The following is a 21,848-nucleotide window of genomic DNA, read 5'->3' on the forward strand; positions in this document are numbered from 1 at the left end:
CCCCACACACCGCAGGGCTTTTTACTGGGCTTCGGCCAGCTGCTCGCAGAGTTTCTCGGTCGCTGCCAGCATCTGAAAGCTTGGCCGTTCCAGGCCCTTGTCGGGCACCTGCAAAAGTTGCTTGCGCGCCACCGCGCTGAGCTGCGGCCAGATCCGCCAGCGTTCCAGCTGCGCGCCAGAGCCGGCGAGAATAACCTCGGGATCGCGCTGCAGCACTGCCTCTACGCTGACCTGCGGCGCCGGCAGGCTGAGGTCGGCAAACACGTTCTCGGCGCCGCACAGGCGCAAGGCATCGCTGATGATCTGCCCGCCGCCGATGGTGTACAGCGGCACGTCCCAGATCTGGTAGAACACCCGCAGCGGACGTTCACGCCGGTAGCGATCACTCAGTTGCTTAAGCCGCTCGCTGAAGCGCTGACGCAGACGCTGGCCCTGCTCGGCACGGCCGATGCGCGTGCCGATCTCGGCGAACTGCTCGGCCAGGTTCGCCAGGCTGTGCGGTTCGGCGATCAGCAGGGGGATGCCGAAACGCTGCAATTGCTCAAGCTGTGCACGGCCGATGCTGTCCGGCCAGAGTAGCAGCAGATCGGGCTGCAACTTGAGCAGACTTTCCATTTCCAGTTGGCCGTAGCGCCCCACCGAGGGCAGGTGCGCCAGGTCGGGCGGGCGTTCGCCGCCATCGAGCACGCCGACCAGCAGGTCGGCAGCGCCCAACTCCAGGACGATTTCACTTAAGGAAGGCGCCAGGCTGACCACCCGTTCGACCGCCAGCGCTGGCCAGGCCAGTAACGCGAGCAGGCAGAGACCGAGGCGGCTCATCAGCCGAGTTGGCGAGGAATGCGGTAGAGGTAGAGCAGTACCAGGCTGGACAGCCCCAGGAGCATCAGTGGAATCGCTTCCAGCCCGACGAATACCGCGATAGCGGCAATCCAGGCAGGTAACCCGGCGCCGAGAAATGCCAGGCGACGACGCCTGGCCAACTCCTGCCAGGCATCTGGTTCTTGCGCAGAATCCAGGGCCTGTTCGGTAGCCACCAGCGCACGCTTGTAGGCACTGAACAGCGGCAGGCTGACGAACATCGACGCCAGCCCCGCGACGAACAGCGGCATGACCAGCATGCTCGGTTGCCGATCAGCACCAAACAGCAGATTGAGCAATATCAGGGGTGCCAGGGTCAGCACCAGTTGCCCCCACCAGGCCAACGCCAGACGACGGCGAACCTGGCTGCGGGTCACAGGCTTTCCTCGGTCTCGCCCTGGTGCAAGCTGCCGAGCAGATGGCCAAGCTTGCCGGCCTTGGTTGCCAGGTACTTCTTGTTGTGCGGATTGTGGTCGATCTGCAGCGGCACGCGGTTCGCCACGGCAATGCCCATATCGCCCAGGGCTTTGACCTTGCGCGGATTGTTGGTCATCAGTTTGAGCGAGCTGATGCCCAGATGCTCGAGCATCGGCAGGCAGATCGCGTAATCACGCTGATCGGCGCCGAAGCCCAAGCGCTCGTTGGCTTCCACGGTATCAGCGCCGCCATCTTGCAACTCGTAGGCGCGGATCTTGTTCAGCAAGCCAATGCCACGGCCTTCCTGGCGCAGATAAAGCAGCACCCCGCGACCCTCGGCGGCAATCGCTCTTAGCGCAGCTTCGAGCTGGAAGCCGCAGTCACAGCGCAAGCTGAACAGGGCATCGCCGGTCAGGCACTCGGAGTGCATACGTCCTAGCACCGGCTTGCCATCGGCGACATCGCCGAAGGTCAGCGCGACGTGTTCCTTGCCAGTGGTCTCCTCAAGAAAGCCATGCATGGTGAACACGCCAAACGGTGTAGGCAGCTGGGAGGCGGCGACGAATACGACAGGCACCGGATGCTCCTAAATAGATAAGGACAGGGGAAAAACACAAGGGCGGCATTGTAACAGCAGCCCCCATCGGCAGGTCAGCCTGAATTACCGATGATAAGGATCGAAACCGTCAGCTGCACGGCCCGTCAATGCTTGGACTCCAGCATCAGCACATCCTGCTCGACGCGCCAGCCGATGCGGCTGAGAAAGCTCATGCCCAGCAGCGCTTCGGTCGGCGAGCCGCCCTCCAGCACCACGGCCTCGACGCCCAACACTTCCAGGGTGCCGACCTTGACGCTATTGAGATCGACCTTCCAGCCGCGCACCGTGCCACTGGCCGTGCTGACCTGCATGGGTCGCCCCACCGCGCGATAGTCGATACCCAGACGCCTGGCATGGCCGTCGTTGAGCGCAATCGAGGTCGCACCCGTATCGACCAGAAATTGCATCGGCTGACTGTTCACCGAACCGGCGACCCAGTAGTGCCCACCGGCGCCTTTGGCCACGCTCAATTGTTGCTTGTTCGGCTCGGCATAACCGCCACTGTACTCACGACTGAGGGCATAGGCGCGCTCCACACCGTCGACGCGAAGCACCGCTCCACGGCTGTCGGCGCTGACCACCAGCACGCCACCCGGGCCGGTCTGACCGACCTTCACCAGTTTGCGCTGACCACCGATATTGAGCACCGCTGCACCGGGGAACAGGCCGACCACCCGCACTTGGGGCGCAGCCCAAGCCTGCCCCATGACCGCCAGTAACAGGCTTGCGCAGAGTAATTTCAGTCCATGCATAGGGCTTATCGTCATCCTTAATCGAAGGGATAGGGCTGCTGCCAACGGGTGAATAACGGTCGCAGGCTGCCGTTTTTGACCAAAACGTCCATCCGCTGGTCGTAAAGTAGCGCCAGTGCGCGACCACGCGAGGTATCGGCAAAGCCCAGGTAGAGCGGCTGGCTGATCAGCGGGGTGATGCGGAAGGATGTCGAATCGCTGGCACCCTCGAGTAGTTTTTCGATCTCATCCTGCGCATCGATATAAAAATCCGCACGCTTATATTGCAGCATCCGCAGGATATCGCTATCGCGCCGAACTTCTCGGTAGTGTTTCAGATTTGGCAGATAGCGCTGAAAGGCGTAACCACGCAGCCACACCAGTTGCGCACTGGCCAAGCTCGCCAGAGTCGGTGCCGGACGCTGACTCAGACCCAGAGCACTGACCTGATCGGAATCATAGTGCCAACGCGGGTAGACCACGCCACTGTCCACTTCGTGCAGGTAGGAACCGACCCAGGCATCCGCCTCGCCCTGCCGTACTAGGCCAATTGATCGGGTGTAAGGCACACTTTGAATCACTAGCTCGACGCCGGCTGGCTCGAACACGCGGCGCAAAATATCCCAGGTCAGCCCCGTACCGTCAGCCTCGGTGTCCTTTTCCCAGACATCACTGGCCAGCAGGATATGCTGCGGCAAAGCTGATTCGGCCTGGACGCCAGCCCCTGCCAGCACACCTACTAGTAGCGCTAACCACCATCGCCGCATTGTCTGCCTCAGCAATACTAGAAACCCGACACCGTTGCCAAGCCGTTTGCCCAGCCCCATACCAGCAGCTGCATGGCCAACCAGGCAAACACCCCGGCCAGCACGTCATCGAGCATGATGCCGACCCCGCCATGCACATGCCGATCGATCCAGCGGATCGGCCAAGGCTTGAGTATGTCGAAGAAGCGGAACAGCAAAAAGCCCAGCAGTAGCCAAATCCAACCTTCCGGCACCAGCCAGAGAGTGATCCACATGCCGACCATTTCGTCCCAGACGATGCCTTCATGGTCGTGCACCCGCAGGTCATCGGCGACCTTGCCGCACAACCAGAAGCCAAACAGCATGGTGATGCCGAGCATCAGCCAGTAACCCCAGTCCGGCAGCATCTGCCACAGCGGAATGAACGGCAGCGCTACCAGCGAGCCCCAGGTACCCGGCGCTTTCGGCAGAGTGCCGGAACCGAAACCAAAAGCCAGGAAGTGCCAGGGGTTGCGCCATACCGACGGCGGCACCATCTCGGTGGGAACTTGCTCGGGATGATCAGTCACTAGGGTTTCCAAAATGTTGATAGCCCCGCGCCGGCGGCGTGATGCATTGACCGCGATGATCCAGCAGCTGCACGCCGTGACCGGCTTCGGCTCGACCGATCACATGCAGCGACCAGCCGGCGGCCTGCAACTCGGCAAGATGCTCGGCTGGCAGGGTAAAGGCCAACCGGTAATCGTCGCCACCACTCAGCGCACAGTGGCGAGCGGCGTCTTCTCCTAGCAGGGCCAGCAAGGCTGCCGACAGCGGCAAGCGTGCCTGCTCGACCATCAGCGCCACGCCCGAGGCCGCAGCAATATGCCCGCAGTCGGCCAGCAAGCCATCGGAAATATCCAATGCCGCGGTTGCCTTGCCGCGCAATGCCTGGCCCAGCGCCAGTTGCGGCTGCGGCGACCAGTAGCGCGCGAGCAGGGGCTCGGCAATCTCGGCCGCCGCCTGCCGTTGCCCCAGCACCAGCGGCAACGCGCCAGCGGCCGCGCCCAAATCGCCACCGACACACAGCAGATCACCGATCTGCGCGCCGGTCCGGGTCAGGGCCAGGCCGCGCGGCACCCGACCAAACACGGTAAGGGTCAGACTTAGCGGCCCGCGCGTGGTATCGCCGCCGATCAAGCTCAGCGCGCATTGCCGCGCCATCTGATCGAGGCCCGCGGCAAAGGCTTGCAGCCAGGTAGGCTCGGCAGTGGGCAAGGTCAGGGCGAGGGTGAAGCCTATGGGCGTCGCGCCCATGGCAGCCAGATCGCTGACCGACACGCCCAGCGCACGCTGGCCCAGCAGGAAAGGATCGGCGGAGTCGGGAAAGTGTACCCCGCTGACCAGGGTGTCGGTGGACACTGCCAGCTGTTCGCCAGCGGGCAGGTCGAGCAAGGCACAGTCATCGCCGATCCCCAGCGCCACGCCTTCGCCGACCTGCGCACAAGACGCAGCGGCGAAGTAATGACGGATCAGCTCGAACTCACCCAAGGGAGGCGGCGCCTGACTTAACGCTTGTTGGCGCGAACTTCATCGGCGCGCAAGCGCGGCGCCAGCTTGTCCAGCACACCGTTGACGAACTTGTGCCCGTCGGTTGCGCCGAACACCTTGGCCAGTTCGATGCCTTCGTTGATCACCACACGATAGGGAATATCGATGCGGTTCTTCAGCTCGTAGGTGGACAAGCGCAGGATCGACAGCTCGACCGGATCGATTTCCTCGAGCGGACGGTCCAGCAGCGACTCGAACGCACCGTCGATCTCGGTCTTCTGCCGCGGCACGCCGTGCAGAATCTCATGAAAGTAGGCACCGTCGACCGCCGCGAAATCGTTGTCGACACGGAACTGTGCTTCGATCTCGTTCAACGACTGACCGGCCATGTGCCAGGAGTACAGAGCCTGCATGGCCAGGGTACGCGCCTGACGACGCGCCAGGGTTTTACCACTGGGGGCTTTCTTACCCGGTTGCGGCTTCTGCCCGGTGCCGTCGTTCTGGCTCACTTGGCCTCCAACTGCGCCAGCAGGCTGACCATTTCCAGGGCGGACAGTGCAGCTTCCGCGCCTTTGTTGCCGGCCTTGGTGCCGGAACGCTCGATGGCTTGCTCGATGGAGTCGACGGTCAAGACGCCGAAGGCCACCGGTACGCCGAATTCCATGGAAACCTGAGCCAGGCCCTTGGTGCATTCGCCGGCCACGTATTCGAAGTGCGGGGTACCGCCACGGATCACTGCGCCGAGGGCGATGATCGCATCGAAATCGTCACGCTGAGCGACTTTCTGTGCCACCAGCGGAATCTCGAAGGCACCCGGTGCGCGGATGATGGTGATGTCATTCTCGCTCACGCCGTGGCGAACCAGAGCATCAACGGCGCCACTTACCAGGCTTTCGACAACGAAGCTGTTGAAGCGGCCGACCACCAGGGCAAAGCGGCCCTTGGGAGCGATGAAAGTACCTTCGATGGTCTTCAGGGTCATAAAACAATTCTCATATAGCGTTAAAGAGCCAGGGGGCAAAAAATCTGTAGTCCAACGGAACAGCGCGTAGCGAGCGCAGGACAGACCAGGCGGAAACAGGCAAGGCTGCGGAGTTTACTGGTGTACATGAGCAAGCCAAGCCTGTTTGCAACGCAGTATGTCCAAGCGCAGTAGCGCGGCGGTCGTTATTCAGCGGGCAGGTATTCTACAACTTCCAGGTCGAAACCGGATATCGCATTGAACTTCATCGGCGAACTCAGCAGGCGCATCTTGCGCACACCGAGGTCACGCAGAATCTGCGAGCCGGCACCGACGGTGCTGTAGGTGGTCGGGTTGACGACCTTGCTCTCGTCGCCCAACTGCCGATCCAGATGCGCCAACAGGTCCTGACCGGTCAGTGGATTGCCCAGCAGCAACACCACGCCGCTGCCGGCCTCAGCCACCTTGGCCATGGCCGCGCGCAGGCTCCAACGACCGGCCTGGTTGACCATGAACAGGTCGCGCAGCGGATCCATGTTATGCACCCGCACCAGTGTCGGCTGGTCCGCGCTGATGCTGCCCAGGGTCAGGGCCATGTGCACGTCGCCTTCCACCGAATCGCGATAGGTTACCAGGTGGAACTGGCCCAGCTCGTTGTCGATCTGCTGCTCGCCAATCCGCTCGACGGTACGCTCGTGAATTAACCGGTAGTGGATCAGGTCGGCGATGGTGCCGATCTTGATTCCGTGTTGCGCGGCGAACTCTTCCAGCTCGGGACGTCGGGCCATGGTGCCGTCGTCGTTCATGATCTCGCAGATCACCCCACTGGCCTCGAAGCCACCCATGCGCGCCAGGTCGCAGGCCGCTTCGGTATGACCGGCACGGGCCAGCACACCGCCCGGCTGGGCCATCAACGGAAAGATGTGCCCGGGGCTGACGATGTCGTCGGCCTTGGCGCCTTTGGCTGCGGCCGCCTGCACGGTGCGCGCCCGATCGGCCGCGGAGATGCCGGTGGTAACCCCTTCGGCGGCCTCGATGGAGACGGTGAACTTGGTGCCGAAACCTGAGCCGTTGCGTGGTGCCATCAGCGGCAGCTTGAGCAGTTCGCAACGTTCGCGGGTCATCGGCATGCAGATCAGGCCACGGGCGAAGCGCGCCATGAAGTTGATGTGCTCGGCCGTGACCGCCTCGGAGGCGATGATCAGGTCGCCTTCGTTCTCGCGATCCTCGTCATCCATGAGGATGACCATCTTGCCTTGGCGGATGTCTTCGATCAGTTCGTCAATGCTGTTAAGTGCCATGCGGGTCTTTCCTTAATTCTTCAGGTAGCCGTTTTCGGCCAGAAAACTTTCTGTCAGGCCCGAGGCTTTCGGCTCGGCGGCCTTATCACCGAGCAGCAAACGCTCCAGGTAACGCGCCAGCAGGTCGACCTCGAGATTGACCAGGCGCCCCGGGCGGTAGTCGATCATGATTGTCTCGGCCAGGGTGTGCGGCACTATGGTCAGCTCGAATTCGGCGCCATTCACCGCGTTGACCGTCAGGCTGGTGCCGTCGACGGTGATCGAGCCCTTGTGCGCGATGTACTTGGCCAGTTCGCGCGGCGCGCGAATCTTGAATTGCACGGCGCGGGCATTGTCGGCGCGCTCGATAACCTCGCCAACCCCGTCGATATGCCCGCTGACCAGATGACCGCCAAGCCGGCTGGTCGGGGTCAGGGCCTTTTCCAGATTGACCTTGCTGCCGGCCTTGAGGTCGACGAACGCGGTGCACGCCAGAGTCTCGCGGCTGACATCGGCCCAGAAGCCGTCACCAGGCAATTCCACCGCGGTCAGGCAGACGCCATTCACCGCGATGCTGTCGCCCAGTTTGACGTCGCTCAGGTCGAGCTTGGCGGTCTCGACATGGACCCGCACATCGCCGCCTTTCGGGTTCAGCGCACGGATACTGCCAATGGCTTCGATTATGCCGGTGAACATAGCGTCTCCCTGGACTCGGGCACAGCGCTGCGCCAACTGCCGGGGCAGCACGCTGGGGCCGGGTGATAAACATGTGACATTTAACTGAACTCCTGTTTTAGACAAAACAGGGCATGACTGATCGAAAGGGATCTACCGGCGCGCTACGGCGCACCCATGCAGACTATCCCGCTCTCTCTTTATCCGGACTCTAACCGTCGGCCCCGGAATCACACCGGGTCTGCTGACCTTGCTGCCGACCCGATCGAGGACAGTAGCAAGCGCTCGCGGGCTAGACGCTTGGCGCGCCATTACCGCCGGTGGGGAATTACACCCCGCCCTGAGAACGTTGCGACCACCGCGGTGGCCACGCGTGGCTTTTTACCATATTTGCCGCGGCGACGCATGGCCGGCGCTAGGCGGGCACCGCGATGATCCGCCAGTCATCGCCGACGGCACGCATCTCGACGATCTTCAGCTGCGGCGCTTCAGCCATGTGTGCCAACGGCCAGTCGAGCAAGGGCCGTGCGCTTGAGCCAAGGAACTTGGGCGCGACAAACAGCTGATACTCATCGACCAGGCCGAGCCGGGCGAAGGCACCGGCCAATCGCGGCCCGGCCTCGACCAGCACTTCATTGGCGCCGCGCGCCGCCAGCTCGACGAGCAACTGACGCAGGTCGACGTACCCGTCGGCGCCCGGCACCTCGAGCAACTCGTGTCCCTCATGCCGATAACGCTCGGCCTCGCTGGCCGCCACAGAGGTCGCCACCAGGGTTGACCCGGCCTGGAAGAACGGCACATCGAGCGCCACGCGCAGGCGACCATCGACCAGCACCCGCAGCGGCGGGCGGGTGACAGCCAGGGCGGTCAGCTCGGCGTCCAGACCCAACTCATCCGCGCGCACGGTCAAGCGCGCAGCGTCGGCCAGCACCGTATCGGCGCCGCTCAACACCACGCTGGAGCGCGCGCGTAGACGCTGCACCGCGGCCCGCGCCGCCGGTCCGGTGATCCACTGGCTTTCACCACTGGCCATGGCGGTACGGCCGTCCAGGCTCATCGCCAATTTGACCCGAACGAAAGGCAGACCCTGCTCCATGCGTTTGATAAAGCCGACGTTGAGCGCCCGCGCCTCGCCCTCGAGCACGCCGCACTGCACCTGAATACCAGCCTGTTCAAGCCGCTCCAAGCCGTTGCCGGCGACCTGGGGATTGGGGTCCTGCATGGCCGCGACCACCCGCGCCACGCCGGCAGCGACCAAGGCATCGGCACAGGGCGGGGTGCGTCCGTGGTGGCTGCAGGGCTCCAGGGTGACATAGGCAGTGGCGCCACGCGCCTGCTCGCCGGCCTGGCGCAACGCATGCACTTCGGCGTGCGGTTCGCCGGCGCGGGCGTGCCAGCCTTCGCCGACTATCTGACCATCGCGGACGACGACGCAGCCGACGCGCGGGTTCGGATGAGTGGAATACAGGCCCTTACGGGCCAGCTCCAGGGCGCGTGCCATAAAAGTCTGATCGCTGTGCATCATCAGTCTTTCGAGGGTTCGCGGGACAATCGGTCGATCTCTTCGCGGAACTCATTGAGATCCTGGAAGCGCCGGTACACCGAGGCGAAACGGATATAGGCGACCTCATCGAGTTTTTGCAACTCGCCCATCACCAGTTCGCCGAGCACCAGCGACTTGATCTCGCGCTCACCGGTGGCCCGCAGCTTGTGCTTGATATGGGCAATCGCCGCTTCCAGCCGTTCGATGCTCACCGGGCGTTTTTCCAGCGCGCGCTGCATGCCGGCACGCAGCTTGTCCTCGTCGAAGGGCTGACGGCTGCCGTCCTGCTTGATCAGGCGCGGCATCACCAGTTCGGCGGTCTCGAAGGTGGTGAACCGCTCTTCGCAGGCCAGGCATTCGCGGCGGCGACGCACTTGCCCGCCCTCAGCGACCAGACGCGAGTCGATGACCTTGGTGTCGTTGGCACCGCAGAAGGGACAGTGCATAGGAGGGCAACAGCCTTAGTTCAGAAAGGCGCCATGGTAGCGCATCCCGCAGGCAAGACAAGCCGAGTCCGTTAGGCTATATAGACGCGCGCAGGCAGCTACTCTTCTGCTCATACCTTTTCGTCACTCCGCCCCGATGGACACCCATGCCGCTGCGACTGTTTGCTCTACTTAGCCTCCTTGGCCTGCTCGCGGCCTGTGCCACCAAGCCACCGGTTGCGCCTCAGTTACCAGCCGAGCCCCCGCCGACAGCTGTCGAGGATACCGCGGCGCCCCTGCCCGCCTACTTGCGCGAACTCAGCGGCAGCCTGCTCGGCGTGCCCCATGGCGCCGAGGCCGAGTTGGCCCTGCTGGTGCTCGATCAGCGCGGCCTGCCAGACGGCCTGCTCGGCAACATCCAGATGCGCGGCGACGGCGCGCCACTGCCTTTTCGCCTGCCGTTCAATCCACAGGCATTCGCCCCTGGGGCGCGGATCGAACTGCGCGGCCGCGTCCATCTCTCCGGCCGGCTGATCCTGCGTTTACTGCCGCTGCCGATTCGCCACGCCCAGAGCCAGTCCCTCGGCGAGTTGCGCCTGGTGCCGGCGCCATGAAAGCACCTGTAGCGCTGCAGGCGGCGCTGGGCGAGTTGCTTGGCGACGCGCATCTGGTTGCTGCCACCCTGCCCGGCACCGCACTGAAACTCTGGCTGATCGATGCGACGAATATGGATCGCGCCTTCAGCCCGGAGGAAACCCGGCGAATTCTCGAAGACCCGCCTTACTGGTGCTTCTGCTGGGCCAGCGGTCTGGTGCTGGCGCGCTGGCTGGCGGAACGACCCGAGTGGGTGCGCGGCAAGCGCGTGCTGGACTTCGGTGCCGGTTCGGGCGTGGCGGCGATTGCCGCGGCCATGGCCGGCGCCCTCGAGGTGGTGGCCTGCGACCTCGACCCGCTGGCCCTCGAAGCCTGTCGAGCGAATGCCGCGCTGAACGACGTGGAGCTGGGCTATTCGACGGACTTCTTCCAGGAGACCGACCGCTTCGACTTAATCATCGTCGCCGACGTGCTCTATGATCGCGCCAACCTGCCGCTGCTCGACCAGTTCCTCAGTCGTGGCCAGCAGGCGCTGGTCGCCGACTCACGCGTGCGCGACTTCCAGCATCCGCTGTATCGCCGCCTCGGATTTTTGGAAGCCTGCACCTGGCCTGACCTGGCCGAGCCGGCAGAGTTTCGCCGGGTCAGCCTGTACCACGCACAACGCGAACACTGAACGGCCACCACGGCACGCAGCCGCTCAAGACTGCACAGGTTTGCATCGCCCTTGCTTTCCGTGCCCGGCGCCGCCATTTACTATGCTTGCCACTTTCATCCGCCGTGCGCCTTTTCGAGAACTCCGATGAGCGAAACTCCCTACATTTTCGACGCCAACACCAGCAACTTCGACCAGCTGGTGATCGAGAACTCCTTCCACAAGCCTGTACTGGTGGACTTCTGGGCCGAGTGGTGTGCCCCCTGCAAGGCCCTGATGCCGGTGCTGGCGCAGATTGCCGAGAGTTACCAGGGCGAGTTGCTGCTGGCCAAGGTCGACTGCGATGCCGAGCCAGACGTGGTGGCCCGCTTCGGCATTCGCAGCCTGCCGACAGTGGTGCTGTTCAAGGACGGTCAGCCGGTAGATGGCTTCAACGGCGCCCAGCCGGAGTCGGCGATTCGCACCCTGCTTCAACCGCATGTCGCCGAGCCCGCTGCACCTACTGCCAACCCACTGGAAACCGCCCAGGCGCTGTTCGCAGAAGGGCGCTTCGCCGATGCGGAAAACCTGCTCAAGCAACTACTCAGCGAGGACAGCGAAAACCCCGCCGCGCTGATCCTCTACGCCCGCTGCCTGCTCGAACGCGGCGAGCTGGGCGAAGCCGAAACCGTGCTCAATGCGGTCAGCGGCGATGAGCACAAGCAGGCTCTGGCAGGCGCACGCGCACAATTGACCTTTCTGCGTCAGGCCGCCGACCTGCCGGATGTGGCCAGCCTGAAAAGCCGCCTGGCACAGAACGCCGAGGACCACGAGGCGGCTTACCAGCTGACCATCCAGCAACTGGCGCGCCAGCAGTACGAGCCGGCGCTGGACGGCTTGCTCAAGCTGTTCGTACGTAACCGTGGCTACGCCGACGGCCTGCCGCACAGCACCCTGCTGCAGGTGTTCGACCTGCTTGGCAACGACCATCCGCTGGTCACGGCCTACCGCCGCAAGCTGTACCAAGCGATTTATTGAGTAGTTTGTAAGACCGGCGTAGCCAGCGAGCTTTGCAGGCCAGCGTCGGCGCAAGGGCCGATTCAACACGGGCGCAACCGCGCCCCGATGTCCGGTGCGCTAGCCGGCCTCCACCCAGCAATAAATCGGCGCATCCGCCCCACTTTCCATGCGCACCTGTGCGCAATGGCGCAGCCGCACCAGCAAGCGCTTGCCGGCCGCCTCGCTTCCCGCCAGCCCGGATAGCTGCTCAAGCAACTGCGGCCCCTCTATCTGCCCAGCCTTGCGCAACAGCTCCAGGGTGGTCTGCCACAGCGCATCGTTTTTCCCCGGCGCGCTCACCGGGGCCGCCGCGGTCTCTGCCGCCGCAGGCAGCTGCCCGGCCAATTGCGCCCAGTCCTGCGGGTCCAGCTCCAGGGTCAGGTCCACCGGCCAATCGCCGATCCGCCCACGAATACGCACCATCTTGTCACCCTCGAGTTAACTGCGGCCATGCTCCCACGCCGGCCACCCCCAGCCAAGCGAGACTGGCCAGATTAACCTGATGTTGTTATAACGTATCAATTACTATCAGATTCACCCGGAGATCACCATGCGCCGCCTGTTGCTTGCCCTGCCCTTCGCCCTGCTGCCCCTGAGCGCCAGCCACGCCCAGCAACATGAGCACAACGAACATGCCAGCCTCGGTGCCCACGCCCATGGCATGGCGCAACTGAATGTGGCGCTGGATGGCTCGGTTCTGGAACTGGAGCTGGAAAGCCCGGCCAACAACCTGGTGGGGTTCGAACATGCCGCCAACAGCCCGGCTGATCGGGCCAGGATCGCCAGCGCGCGTAGCCAGCTGGAACAACCGCAGGCCCTGTTCGGCCTGGCCACTGGCGGCTGCAGCCTGAGCACACAAGAACTGCAAAGCCCCCTGTTCGAACCTGAAGATCACGAGGAGCACGAGGAGCACGAACATGCCGGCGAACACAGCGAGATCCACGCCCACTACCGCTTCGCCTGCACTCAAGCAGACGCCGTGCAACAGCTGGACCTGAGCGAGCTGTTCAAACGCTTCCCCGCCACCCTAAAAATCCAGGTGCAACTGCTCGGCCCTAATGGCCAGCAGGGCGCAGAGCTGACGCCGGACAACCCGCGCCTGCCGTTTTGAGGGGCTGCCTACCCTGTTCGATTTCACAGGCCGCTGAAAAGGTAGCGAGCGAAGGCTAGACAAGGCGAAGTCAGGTGCAACGCAGCGAAGCGGAGTAACAGCCGGAGGCTGGCCCGCAGGGTGAGCGTAGCGAATCAAAAGCGGAGTTTACGAGCTGTAAATGAGCATTTTGAACCTGTCTTCAACGCCGTATAGTCGAGCGCAGCAGTTTTCAACGGTCTGTTAAAACTCCCTCGGAGCCTGGCATTCTAGCCTCCCCTGGATCACCGTTCGCCTGAGCTTTTGCATGATCAAGCCGCTATGACCACTCCCCTACTCGCACTCAGCAACCTCGGCTTCGCCTGGCCCGGCCAGGCGCCGCTGCTGGACATCGCCAGTTTCACCTTGCAGCGCGGCGAGACCCTGTTTCTCAAGGGCCCCAGCGGCAGCGGCAAGACCACCCTGCTCGGCTTGCTCGGCGGCGTGCAGCAGGCCGACCGCGGCAGCGTGCGCCTGCTCGAACAGGAGCTGAGCGCCCTCGGTTCCGCTGCCCGTGACCGCTTCCGCGTCGACCACACCGGCTACATCTTTCAACAGTTCAACCTGCTGCCATTTCTCTCGGTGCGCGAGAACGTCGAGCTGCCTTGCCACTTCTCCCGCCTGCGCGCTCAGCGCGCGCAGCAGCGCCATGGCAGTGTCGACCAGGCCGCCGCCAGCCTGCTGGCCCACCTCGGCCTCAAGGCCGAGCTGTTGCAGCGCCGTGCCGACAGCCTGTCGATCGGCCAGCAACAACGGGTCGCCGCCGCCCGCGCGCTAATCGGCCAGCCGGAGCTGGTGATCGCCGACGAACCGACCTCGGCACTGGATGCCGATGCCCGCGAGGCGTTCCTGCAGCTGTTGTTCAGCGAATGCCGCGACGCCGGCGCCAGCCTGCTGTTCGTCAGCCACGACCAGAGCCTGGCGCACCTGTTCGATCGCAGCCTGTCACTGGCCGAACTGAATCGCGCCGCCGCGCCCCAGGAGGTCTGAGGTGTACCTACTCCGTCTAGCCCTGGCCAGCCTGGGCAACCGCCGCTTCACCGCCCTGCTCACGGTATTCGCCATCGCCCTGTCTGTGTGCCTGTTGCTGGCCGTCGAACGGGTGCGCAGCGAGGCGCGCGCCAGCTTCGCCAATACCATCAGCGGCACCGACCTGATCGTCGGCGCCCGCTCCGGCTCGGTCAACCTGCTGTTGTATTCGGTGTTCCGCATCGGCAACGCCACCAACAACATCCGCTGGGACAGCTTCGAGCACTTCGCCAAGCATCGCCAGGTGAAGTGGGCGATCCCCATCTCCCTCGGCGACTCGCATCGCGGCTACCGGGTGATGGGCACCAACCCGGACTATTTCAGCCACTATCGCTATGGCCGCAGCCAGCCCTTGAACCTGAGCCAGGGCCGCGCCTTCGCCGACGACCCGTTCGAGGTGGTGCTCGGCGCCGAAGTGGCCGAGGCGCTGCACTATCGGCTCGGCGACCAGCTGGTACTGGCCCACGGTATAGCGACCATCAGCCTGCTCAAGCACGATGACAAACCCTTTCGCGTGGTTGGCATCCTGGCGCGCAGCGGCACTCCGGTGGACCGCACCCTGCACATCTCCCTGGCCGGCATGCAGGCGCTGCACATCGACTGGCAGAACGGCATGCCCGCGCGCGGCGCCGGCAAGGTCTCGGCCGAACAGGCGCGCGCCCTGCAGCTGCAACCCGAGGCAATCACCGCGGTGCTGCTGGGGCTCAAAAGCAAGATCGCCACCTTCAGCCTGCAGCGCGAGATCAATGAGTTTCGCGGCGAACCGCTGCTGGCGATCCTCCCAGGCGTTGCCCTGCAGGAACTGTGGAGCCTGATGAGCACGGCGGAGCAGGCGCTGTTCGTGGTCTCGCTGTTCGTCGTGTTGACCGGGCTGATCGGCATGCTCACCGCCATTCTCACCAGCCTCAACGAACGCCGCCGCGAGATGGCGATTCTGCGTTCGGTCGGCGCCCGCCCCTGGCATATCGCCAGCCTGCTGATACTCGAAGCTTTCAGTTTGGCGCTGGCCGGCGTGCTGCTCGGGGTACTGCTGCTGTATCTCGGCATCGCTGGCGCGCAGGGCTATGTGCAGGCCCACTACGGCCTGTATCTGCCGCTGAATGCACCCTCGCCCTATGAGTGGTCGCTGCTCGGCGCTATTCTCGCTGCCGCCCTGTTGATGGGCTGCATCCCGGCTTGGCGCGCCTATCGGCAATCGCTGAGCGACGGCCTGTCGATTCGTTTATGAGGCAACCACACATGTCCCGCCCGCTACTCGCCAGCCTGCTGCTCGCCCTCGCCACTTCGGTGAGCGCCGGCGAGGTACGTGAACTGACCTGGTCCGAACTGATCCCCGCCGATGCGCCCGTGCAAGTGATGCAAAGCGCCCCCCTGCATGACCTGTCGCAACTGGCCGACGCGCTGGCGGCCGAAGCCGCGCCCCCGGCCACGCAACAGTCACCCAACGCGCCGGTGGTCAAGGCCCTGAATGGCCAGGCGATCAAGCTGCCGGGCTACATAGTGCCGCTGGACGTCACCGAAGAAGGCCGCGTGACCGAGTTCTTGCTGGTGCCCTACTTCGGCGCCTGCATCCATGTGCCGCCGCCGGCGTCAAACCAGATCGTCCACGTCACAGCCGAACTGGGTGTGCTGCTCGATGCGCTGTATCAGCCGTTCTGGGTCGAAGGCCCACTGCAGGTCGAACAGAGCAGCAGCGAACTGGCCGAGGCCGGTTATCAGATGCAGGCGGACAAGATCTACGCCTACGAGGTGCCGGACAGCTAACAGGCAAAACCTCGGCCGCCGATCGCCAACAAGCTGGCGCCTACAGCGGCGGAATACAAAAAAGCCAGACTCAAGGGTCTGGTTTTTTTGTATGAGTCACTTGCTGTCAGCCGGCGCTGGCCACGCGCTTTTCCCGCTCGAAGCTCAGCTCGCTGCGCGCCCAGTTGCGCCAGGCCCGTACGGTGCGGCGCGCGGCGCCGGCGCGTTCGGCTTTGACCAGTGCGTCCAGCCCCGCCTGCCAGCGGGCTTGCTCCAGCTCCAGCTGGGCCAGGTTCAGCCAGTGTTTGGCGCTACCAGAACGCGCGGCCAGCTGGCGAAACAGGCGCGCCGCCGCAGCGCGCTCGCGCGCCTGCCACCAGAGCAGGCCGAGGCGTTCCTCGCGGGCCACGCTGCGCGCCAGCAAGCCCTGCTCGAGCATGCCCGCCAGCAGCTTGGCACCCTGCCAGGGTTGCTCCGCCGCACCGGCCAGCAACACCAGGTTGTCCAGCTCGCCTTCGCTGAAACGCAGGCCCTTGCTGTGCGCGGCGCGCAGAGTGGCCAGGGCCCTGTCGTGGTGCCCGCTCAGTTGCTGCAAGGCTGCCAGCTGCCGCCAGTGCTGGGCACTATTGGGCTGACGCGCGAGCAATTGGCGCTGCCAACGCTCGGCTGCCGGGTAGCGCTTGAGATCGGCATTCACCGCCACGAGAAACTGCAACCAGCTGTCGGCGGCATGCGGATTGGCCTGCACATAACGCTCGGCCAAGGGCAGCGCCTTGGCTGGCTGGCCCAGGCCCTGATAAGCCTGCACCAGCATTTGCAGCTGCTCTTCATCCGCCTGGGCCTGATACGGCGTCAGCAAGGCGACAACCTGGGCATAGCGGCGTTCGAGCAGGTTGAGCCTGGCCAGGTTCAGCCGTTCATTGGCCAACAACTCGGCGTCCAGCTTGCCGCTGCTGAGCGCCTTGTCGAGCAGTTCGATGGCCTTGGCGTTCTGCCCTTCGGCCCAGGCCAGGTAACCCCGACTGCGCCACAGCAGGGCCTGCTCCAGACTGCCCGGTTTGGCCTTGGCGGCATCCAGGGCGCGCCGGGCAGCGGCGTAGTCTCCCTGCTGCTGGGCACTCTGCGCGGTATTCAGGGCGCGGAACACCCCAGGTTCGACGGCTTGCCCGGCGGCCTGAACCGCACCAGCCGTGCAGAGCATCAGTAACAGCAACAGACGCTGCATCTCAGCGACCTCCCTCAAGACGGAAGTACAGGGTTTTCACCGCTTCGCGGGCCACCGCCAGACCGTTCTCGGTGCGCGGGGCGAAGCGCCAGCGCACCGCGGCACGCCGCGCCTCACGCTCGAAGACGTTGTGCGGACTGGACTCGAGTACGCGAATATTTTCCACTGCGCCGGCGCGATTGATGGTGAAAGCCAGTTTGACGTGGCCCTCAATGCCGCGCTGCAGGGCGTGGCGTGGATACTCCGGACTGACATCATTGAGCGGCATCACTTCACTCTCCGGGCCACCACTTTGCCCGCCGGACTCAGCCGGGCTCGGCGCACTCGATGGCGCGGCGCCAGCACTCAAACCACTCAGGCTGGGTGTCGGCGCGCTGCTGACGCTGATGCCACTGCTCAGGCTCGGCAGCTGCAGATCCAGCGCCGGCAGCGTGGCACTCGGCGCTACCGCCTGCGGGGTGGGCGGCGTCGGCGCTTGCGCCGTTTGCGGCTGCGGAGGCTGTGGCGCCTGCTGGCGGGTACGGGTGGCGGCGTTGCTCGACTCGCCATCCAGGCGCACAAAGTTGGCCACCGTCACTGGTTCATCCGATGGCTGACTGCGCGGCGGCGCGACCATGTAGAGCATCAGCGCGAACAGCGCCACGGCCATCAGGCAGGCGCCGACAAAAGCCAGCGGCAGGCGCATCAAAGCGCCCCCGAGGTAGCCGCCAGGGCAACGTCCTGCACCCCGGCCAGACGCGCCTGATCCATCACCTGCACCACCAGGCCGGTGCGTACATCCTGATCGGCCTGCACCACTACGGCGCCGTCCGGCTGGTCGACGCGCATGCGTTCGACATGGGCACGCACGCTGCGCACATCGACGACTTTCTTGTCCATCCACACCTGGCCGTCGGCGGTGATGGCGATGAGGATGTTGCCCTTGTCTTGCGGACTGGCGGTTTGCGCCTGGGGGCGCTGCACTTCGACGCCAGACTCCTTGATAAAGGAGCTGGTGACGATAAAGAAGATCAGCATGATGAAGACCACGTCGAGCATCGGCGTCAGGTCGATGCCGGTGTCTTCGTCTTGCTGGTGGTGACGGCGCATTCTCATGTTTTGCTGTCTCAGTCGTGACGCAGCTGGTCGGCCAGCCGCTCGAGGGCCTGACGGGCGTCGCGCTCGAGGCGCGCCAGGCTGAATAATCCGCTGATCGCCAGAACCATGCCGGCCATGGTCGGCAGGGTCGCCTGCCAGACGCCGGCGGCCATACCGCGCGGGTTGCCGGTGCCATTGATCGCCAGCACATCGAACACCGCGACCATGCCGCTGACGGTGCCGAGCAAGCCCAGCAGCGGGTACATCGCCACCAGGGTCTTGCTCAGGCGCAGCGGGCCCATCAGGTGCTGGCGGGCCTGGGCCAGCCAGGCGCTGCGCACCGCGCGCTGCCAGCTGCCATCGTCTTCTTGCAGCAGCTGCTGCCAGGCCTGACGGCGCTCGCCGACCCATTCGGGAAAGACCCTGCGCATGTACCAGAAGCGCTCGAACACCAGGGTCCAGAACAGCACGCAGAGCCCGGCCAGCGCCCACATCACCACACCGCCGGCGCCCATGAAGTCGAGCAGCGCATAGCCGCTGTCGACCAGCCGCAGCCAGAAGCCGAGCCAATCAGTCACGACGCGGCGCCCCGGACAGGTGCAGGGCGATCAAGCCGGCGCTTTGCTGCTCCAGCAGCTGAATCAAGCCCTTGCTGCGGCTGGCCAGCAGGCTGTGCAGGAACAGCAGCGGGATCGCCACCACCAGACCCAGCACGGTGGTGACCAGGGCCTGGGAAATACCATCGGCCATCAAGCGTGAGTCGCCGCCACCGCCCTGGGTGATGGCCTGGAAGGTGACGATCATGCCGGTCACGGTACCGAGCAAGCCGAGCAGCGGCGCCACCGCACAGAGCAGCTTGAGCAGGCTCTGGCCTTTCTCCAGCGGCGGGGTTTCCTGGAGGATGGCCTCATCGAGCTTCAACTCCAGGGTCTCCAGGTCGGACAGCTGCGGCTTCGGCCCCAGCACGCCGATCACCCGGCCCAGCGGATTATCGTCGCGCGGCTCACTCAACGCGTGGATCTGCGCCCTCACCCCTTGCCCCACGCGGAGCAGATAGACCATGCGCCAGAGCGCCAGCAACAGGCCGAACAGGCCCATGGCGACGATCAGCCAGCCAACCAGCCCGCCTTGTTGCACGCGATCCCACAGACTCGGCTGGCGCTGTAGCTGGGCCAACCAGGTGCCGCGACTCGGGTCGATGGGCAGGCTGGCGAGCGCCGCGCTGCTCTCCAGATAATCCTCGACCTGACCCAGCCCGGACGGCTGGCGCGGCGGCGCCAGCAATTCACCGGCATCGGCGTCGTAACGCAGGAAGGCGTCGTCGCTGAAGGCGGAGAACGCACCAACGCGCAGCACCGACTGCGCCTCGCGACGGCCATCGGCGGCGACCACCGGCAGCGCCACGCGCTCGACCCGGCCACTGGCGGCAAGGTCTTCGAGCAGCAGCATCCAGTAGCCGTCGAGGTCTTCCGCCGAGGGCAAGGTGCGGCTTTCAGCCAGGGCGTTGAGGCGCTGCAGGCGCTCGGGGTACTGCGCGTTGAGCAGGCTGTCCTGCCACTGCCCGGCGACATCGCCGGCGCTCTGGCGGACCACGCCGAACAACTCGCCGAGGTGCCCGACCCGTTGCGCCAGCAGCTTTTCCTGCTCGGCCAATTCGGCCTCCTGGCGGTCGAACTCGGCCTTCAAACCCTCGGCTTCGGATTTCTGCACCTGCAGGGCGGCTTTGGCGCTGGCCAGCCGCTGCGCGCGCTCGCCACGTTCAGTGATAAACGCCTGCTCGCGGCTGTGCATGGCGGCTACTTCGGCGGCACGCTCGCCACGGATACGCTGCAGCAGTTGATCCGGGTTCAGCGTTTCAGCGGCCTGGACAATAATCGGTAGCAGACTCAAAGCGGCTACAACAAGAAAACGACGGCTCATTGCTTAGCCTCCTGGGCCAGGGTTTTCACCGGCAGGTCGAGCAACGCCGGTGCCTGCTCCTGGCGGGCGATGGCAATGGCCTGGTGCAGCGGGCGCCGCGCACTGCTGTCCAGCGCCTGCCAGCTACGACTCTGTGGGTCCCACCAGCCGCTTTCGTGGCCGTCGAGTGTCTGGAAATACAGCATCACCCGACCCAGGCGCAGAAACTCGACGCTGCGCGAACCCGCAGTGCCCGGCAGTTCACCGCGCCAGGCCTCCAGGGTGCGACCGTAATCGCTCTCGACCTGATAGGCCTCGAGGATCCGTCGGTACTTTTCCGCCAGGCTGACATCGGCGCGCGGCAGCAGATCCTGCAGTTGCGCCAGGCGATCGCTGCGCTCGTCGGGCAGGAACGGCAAATCGGCGGCGATGAACTCGCCGAGCACTTCGACCATGCGGCGCATCTGTGGAGTGACCGCCTCCTGGGTGCGCTCGATGCCGTCCAGCTGCGCCTGGTAACCGGCCAGCTCCTTGCGCTGGGCGACGACCAGTTCGCGCAACTGCGCGTTATAGCCCTGCAAGGCCTCCGCCTGCTGCAGCGCATCGCGGTACTCATTGAGCATTTCGCGGCTGCTGTCATCGAGCTGCTCGATGCGCGCCTGGGAGGCCTTGGCTTCGGCGGCCAGCCGCTGGCTTTCGTCCAGCGCGGCGTCCAATGGCGCGGCCAGTAGCGGCGCACTGAGCAACGTCAGGGCAACGGCCAGCGAACGGAGGGGGTAAGGGTTCATGCAGGAAGAGTCCTCGACCGACAGGCTTACTTAAAAAGAGAAGCATTATCATCTATAGCCGTAGGCGAAGACAACGGACAAAAAGCCACAGGGAAATAAGGGATTTCATTGAGCCACGTCAAAAGCAGATTCGCTTAGCTCCCTAACATTGTCATCAACCCACATCACTGATGACTCGACTGGAGCCACTATGCGTACCACCCTGCTCTCCGCTTCCCTGCTGGCCATGGCATTGGTCACCCCCTTCGCCCAGGCCCACCAAGCCGGCGACATCATCGTGCGTGCAGGCGCCATCACCGTCGACCCACAGGAACAAAGCAGCGATATCTGGGTGGGTGCGCTAAACAGCAACGTGGTCGGCACTAAAGCCTCGCTGAACAGTGATACCCAGCTGGGGCTGAACTTCGCCTATATGCTGACCAGCCATGTCGGCATCGAATTGCTGGCCGCGACCCCGTTCACTCATGACGTAGGCGTGAAAGGCATGCCAGGCCCGTTTGCCGGCCTCAACGGCAAGCTCGGTGAGCTCAAGCAATTACCGCCCACTCTGAGCATCCTGTACTACCCAATGGACAGCGGCTCGGCCTTCCAGCCCTATGCGGGCGCGGGCATCAACTACACCTGGTTCTTCGACGACAAGTTGACCAGCGAAGCGGAAAACAAGGGCTTTAGCGGCCTGGACATGGAAGATTCCTGGGGCCTCGCCGCCCAGGTGGGCATGGACTACATGCTCAGCGACAACCTGATGATCAACGGCCAGGTACGCTATATCGACATCGACACCACTGGAACCACTTCCTTCGGCGGGCAGAAGGTCAAGGTCGACGTGGAAGTCGATCCCTGGGTCTACATGGTCGGTCTCGGCTACAAGTTCTGAGGATCGCACCCGCGCATAAAAAAACCGGCA

The 21,848-nt window shown here is 64.4% G+C and carries 28 protein-coding genes and 1 riboswitch; of the genes, 8 read left to right on the forward strand and 20 right to left on the reverse strand.

Annotated features, from left to right (window positions below; translation table 11 throughout):
• Positions 1 to 21: 21 nt before the first annotated feature.
• The 13 genes from TMS3_RS23040 to nrdR all read right to left on the reverse strand — a co-directional run bounded on the left by TMS3_RS23040 (position 22) and on the right by nrdR (position 9,785).
• A complete protein-coding gene (locus tag TMS3_RS23040; RefSeq protein WP_025167663.1) occupies positions 22 to 819 on the reverse strand; it encodes a cobalamin-binding protein in 798 nt (265 codons plus the stop codon).
• Positions 819 to 1,235 (reverse strand): hypothetical protein, encoded by a 417-nt coding sequence (locus TMS3_RS23045; protein ID WP_025167664.1) that lies wholly within the window; start codon positions 1,233 to 1,235, stop codon positions 819 to 821. Before TMS3_RS23045 ends, TMS3_RS23040 begins: the two co-directional genes overlap by 1 nt.
• On the reverse strand, positions 1,232 to 1,852 hold the full coding sequence (gene ribA, locus TMS3_RS23050) for a GTP cyclohydrolase II (RefSeq protein ID WP_025167665.1): 621 nt from the start codon (positions 1,850 to 1,852) through the stop codon (positions 1,232 to 1,234). The genes TMS3_RS23045 and ribA overlap by 4 nt, the downstream gene beginning before the upstream one ends.
• A gap of 125 nt (positions 1,853 to 1,977) precedes the next feature.
• Complete coding sequence (locus TMS3_RS23055) at positions 1,978 to 2,625, reverse strand: retropepsin-like aspartic protease family protein (protein ID WP_025167666.1); 648 nt, start codon at positions 2,623 to 2,625, stop codon at positions 1,978 to 1,980.
• A gap of 17 nt (positions 2,626 to 2,642) precedes the next feature.
• Positions 2,643 to 3,371 carry a substrate-binding periplasmic protein gene (locus TMS3_RS23060; protein WP_025167667.1) on the reverse strand — a complete coding sequence of 243 codons (729 nt, stop codon included), beginning with the start codon at positions 3,369 to 3,371 and terminating at the stop codon, positions 2,643 to 2,645.
• Positions 3,372 to 3,388: 17 nt separating this feature from the next.
• Positions 3,389 to 3,919, reverse strand: a complete 531-nt coding sequence (locus TMS3_RS23065; RefSeq protein ID WP_025167668.1) for a phosphatidylglycerophosphatase A family protein — start codon at positions 3,917 to 3,919, stop codon at positions 3,389 to 3,391.
• Positions 3,912 to 4,880 carry a thiamine-phosphate kinase gene (gene thiL, locus TMS3_RS23070; protein WP_025167669.1) on the reverse strand — a complete coding sequence of 323 codons (969 nt, stop codon included), beginning with the start codon at positions 4,878 to 4,880 and terminating at the stop codon, positions 3,912 to 3,914. Before thiL ends, TMS3_RS23065 begins: the two co-directional genes overlap by 8 nt.
• Before the next feature lie 17 nt (positions 4,881 to 4,897).
• Entirely contained in the window at positions 4,898 to 5,389 is a 492-nt protein-coding gene (gene nusB, locus TMS3_RS23075) for a transcription antitermination factor NusB (protein ID WP_025167670.1), read from the reverse strand.
• Positions 5,386 to 5,862, reverse strand: coding sequence for a 6,7-dimethyl-8-ribityllumazine synthase (gene ribH / locus TMS3_RS23080; RefSeq protein ID WP_025167671.1), 477 nt, complete (start codon positions 5,860 to 5,862; stop codon positions 5,386 to 5,388). Before ribH ends, nusB begins: the two co-directional genes overlap by 4 nt.
• A 185-nt stretch (positions 5,863 to 6,047) precedes the next feature.
• Positions 6,048 to 7,142, reverse strand: a complete 1,095-nt coding sequence (gene ribBA, locus TMS3_RS23085) for a bifunctional 3,4-dihydroxy-2-butanone-4-phosphate synthase/GTP cyclohydrolase II (RefSeq protein WP_025167672.1) — start codon at positions 7,140 to 7,142, stop codon at positions 6,048 to 6,050.
• A 12-nt stretch (positions 7,143 to 7,154) separates the two neighbouring features.
• The gene (locus tag TMS3_RS23090) at positions 7,155 to 7,817 is read right to left on the reverse strand and encodes a riboflavin synthase (RefSeq protein ID WP_025167673.1); all 663 of its coding nucleotides are present in this window, start codon (positions 7,815 to 7,817) and stop codon (positions 7,155 to 7,157) included.
• 166 nt (positions 7,818 to 7,983) lie between these two features.
• Positions 7,984 to 8,148: riboswitch (FMN riboswitch) on the reverse strand.
• Between the two features lie 63 nt (positions 8,149 to 8,211).
• Entirely contained in the window at positions 8,212 to 9,321 is a 1,110-nt protein-coding gene (gene ribD / locus TMS3_RS23095; RefSeq protein ID WP_029866585.1) for a bifunctional diaminohydroxyphosphoribosylaminopyrimidine deaminase/5-amino-6-(5-phosphoribosylamino)uracil reductase RibD, read from the reverse strand.
• Complete coding sequence (gene nrdR, locus TMS3_RS23100; protein WP_025167674.1) at positions 9,321 to 9,785, reverse strand: transcriptional regulator NrdR; 465 nt, start codon at positions 9,783 to 9,785, stop codon at positions 9,321 to 9,323. Before nrdR ends, ribD begins: the two co-directional genes overlap by 1 nt.
• 146 nt (positions 9,786 to 9,931) lie before the next feature.
• Between nrdR and TMS3_RS23105 the strand changes: the two genes are divergently transcribed.
• From TMS3_RS23105 to trxA, 3 genes are all read left to right on the forward strand, one after another.
• Positions 9,932 to 10,378, forward strand: coding sequence for a YbaY family lipoprotein (locus TMS3_RS23105; protein ID WP_025167675.1), 447 nt, complete (start codon positions 9,932 to 9,934; stop codon positions 10,376 to 10,378).
• Entirely contained in the window at positions 10,375 to 11,034 is a 660-nt protein-coding gene (locus TMS3_RS23110) for a class I SAM-dependent methyltransferase (protein WP_025167676.1), read from the forward strand. Before TMS3_RS23105 ends, TMS3_RS23110 begins: the two co-directional genes overlap by 4 nt.
• Before the next feature lie 126 nt (positions 11,035 to 11,160).
• On the forward strand, positions 11,161 to 12,030 hold the full coding sequence (trxA, locus tag TMS3_RS23115; RefSeq protein ID WP_025167677.1) for a thioredoxin: 870 nt from the start codon (positions 11,161 to 11,163) through the stop codon (positions 12,028 to 12,030).
• Positions 12,031 to 12,129: 99 nt separating this feature from the next.
• Here trxA and TMS3_RS23120 read toward each other — a convergent pair whose 3' ends face one another.
• On the reverse strand, positions 12,130 to 12,474 hold the full coding sequence (locus tag TMS3_RS23120) for a hypothetical protein (protein WP_025167678.1): 345 nt from the start codon (positions 12,472 to 12,474) through the stop codon (positions 12,130 to 12,132).
• Positions 12,475 to 12,601: 127 nt separating this feature from the next.
• Here TMS3_RS23120 and TMS3_RS23125 point away from each other — a divergent pair, with 127 nt between their 5' ends.
• From TMS3_RS23125 to TMS3_RS23140, 4 genes are all read left to right on the forward strand, one after another.
• Complete coding sequence (locus tag TMS3_RS23125; protein WP_025167679.1) at positions 12,602 to 13,162, forward strand: DUF2796 domain-containing protein; 561 nt, start codon at positions 12,602 to 12,604, stop codon at positions 13,160 to 13,162.
• Positions 13,163 to 13,462: 300 nt separating this feature from the next.
• The gene (locus tag TMS3_RS23130; protein ID WP_025167680.1) at positions 13,463 to 14,170 is read left to right on the forward strand and encodes an ABC transporter ATP-binding protein; all 708 of its coding nucleotides are present in this window, start codon (positions 13,463 to 13,465) and stop codon (positions 14,168 to 14,170) included.
• A gap of 1 nt (position 14,171) precedes the next feature.
• Positions 14,172 to 15,437: an ABC transporter permease gene (locus TMS3_RS23135; protein ID WP_025167681.1), complete on the forward strand. Its 1,266-nt coding sequence runs from the start codon at positions 14,172 to 14,174 to the stop codon at positions 15,435 to 15,437.
• An 11-nt stretch (positions 15,438 to 15,448) separates the two neighbouring features.
• The gene (locus TMS3_RS23140; protein WP_025167682.1) at positions 15,449 to 15,973 is read left to right on the forward strand and encodes a DUF3299 domain-containing protein; all 525 of its coding nucleotides are present in this window, start codon (positions 15,449 to 15,451) and stop codon (positions 15,971 to 15,973) included.
• 106 nt (positions 15,974 to 16,079) lie between these two features.
• Here the strand turns inward: TMS3_RS23140 and TMS3_RS23145 are convergent, their stop codons facing one another.
• Genes TMS3_RS23145 through TMS3_RS23170 form a run of 6 tightly spaced genes read right to left on the reverse strand, consistent with a single transcriptional unit; the run spans position 16,080 to position 20,941 of the window.
• Complete coding sequence (locus tag TMS3_RS23145; protein ID WP_025167683.1) at positions 16,080 to 17,177, reverse strand: tetratricopeptide repeat protein; 1,098 nt, start codon at positions 17,175 to 17,177, stop codon at positions 16,080 to 16,082.
• A gap of 1 nt (position 17,178) precedes the next feature.
• On the reverse strand, positions 17,179 to 17,862 hold the full coding sequence (locus TMS3_RS23150) for an energy transducer TonB (RefSeq protein WP_025167684.1): 684 nt from the start codon (positions 17,860 to 17,862) through the stop codon (positions 17,179 to 17,181).
• On the reverse strand, positions 17,862 to 18,272 hold the full coding sequence (locus TMS3_RS23155; protein WP_025167685.1) for an ExbD/TolR family protein: 411 nt from the start codon (positions 18,270 to 18,272) through the stop codon (positions 17,862 to 17,864). Before TMS3_RS23155 ends, TMS3_RS23150 begins: the two co-directional genes overlap by 1 nt.
• Before the next feature lie 11 nt (positions 18,273 to 18,283).
• Complete coding sequence (locus TMS3_RS23160; protein WP_025167686.1) at positions 18,284 to 18,832, reverse strand: MotA/TolQ/ExbB proton channel family protein; 549 nt, start codon at positions 18,830 to 18,832, stop codon at positions 18,284 to 18,286.
• Entirely contained in the window at positions 18,825 to 20,174 is a 1,350-nt protein-coding gene (locus TMS3_RS23165) for a MotA/TolQ/ExbB proton channel family protein (protein WP_025167687.1), read from the reverse strand. Before TMS3_RS23165 ends, TMS3_RS23160 begins: the two co-directional genes overlap by 8 nt.
• The gene (locus TMS3_RS23170; RefSeq protein ID WP_025167688.1) at positions 20,171 to 20,941 is read right to left on the reverse strand and encodes a DUF3450 domain-containing protein; all 771 of its coding nucleotides are present in this window, start codon (positions 20,939 to 20,941) and stop codon (positions 20,171 to 20,173) included. The genes TMS3_RS23165 and TMS3_RS23170 overlap by 4 nt, the downstream gene beginning before the upstream one ends.
• A gap of 190 nt (positions 20,942 to 21,131) precedes the next feature.
• Between TMS3_RS23170 and TMS3_RS23175 the strand changes: the two genes are divergently transcribed.
• Positions 21,132 to 21,818, forward strand: a complete 687-nt coding sequence (locus tag TMS3_RS23175; protein WP_025167689.1) for an OmpW/AlkL family protein — start codon at positions 21,132 to 21,134, stop codon at positions 21,816 to 21,818.
• Positions 21,819 to 21,848 lie beyond the last annotated feature (30 nt).

The organism is Pseudomonas taeanensis MS-3, assembly GCF_000498575.2.
Taxonomy (GTDB): Bacteria; Pseudomonadota; Gammaproteobacteria; order Pseudomonadales; family Pseudomonadaceae; genus Aquipseudomonas; species Aquipseudomonas taeanensis.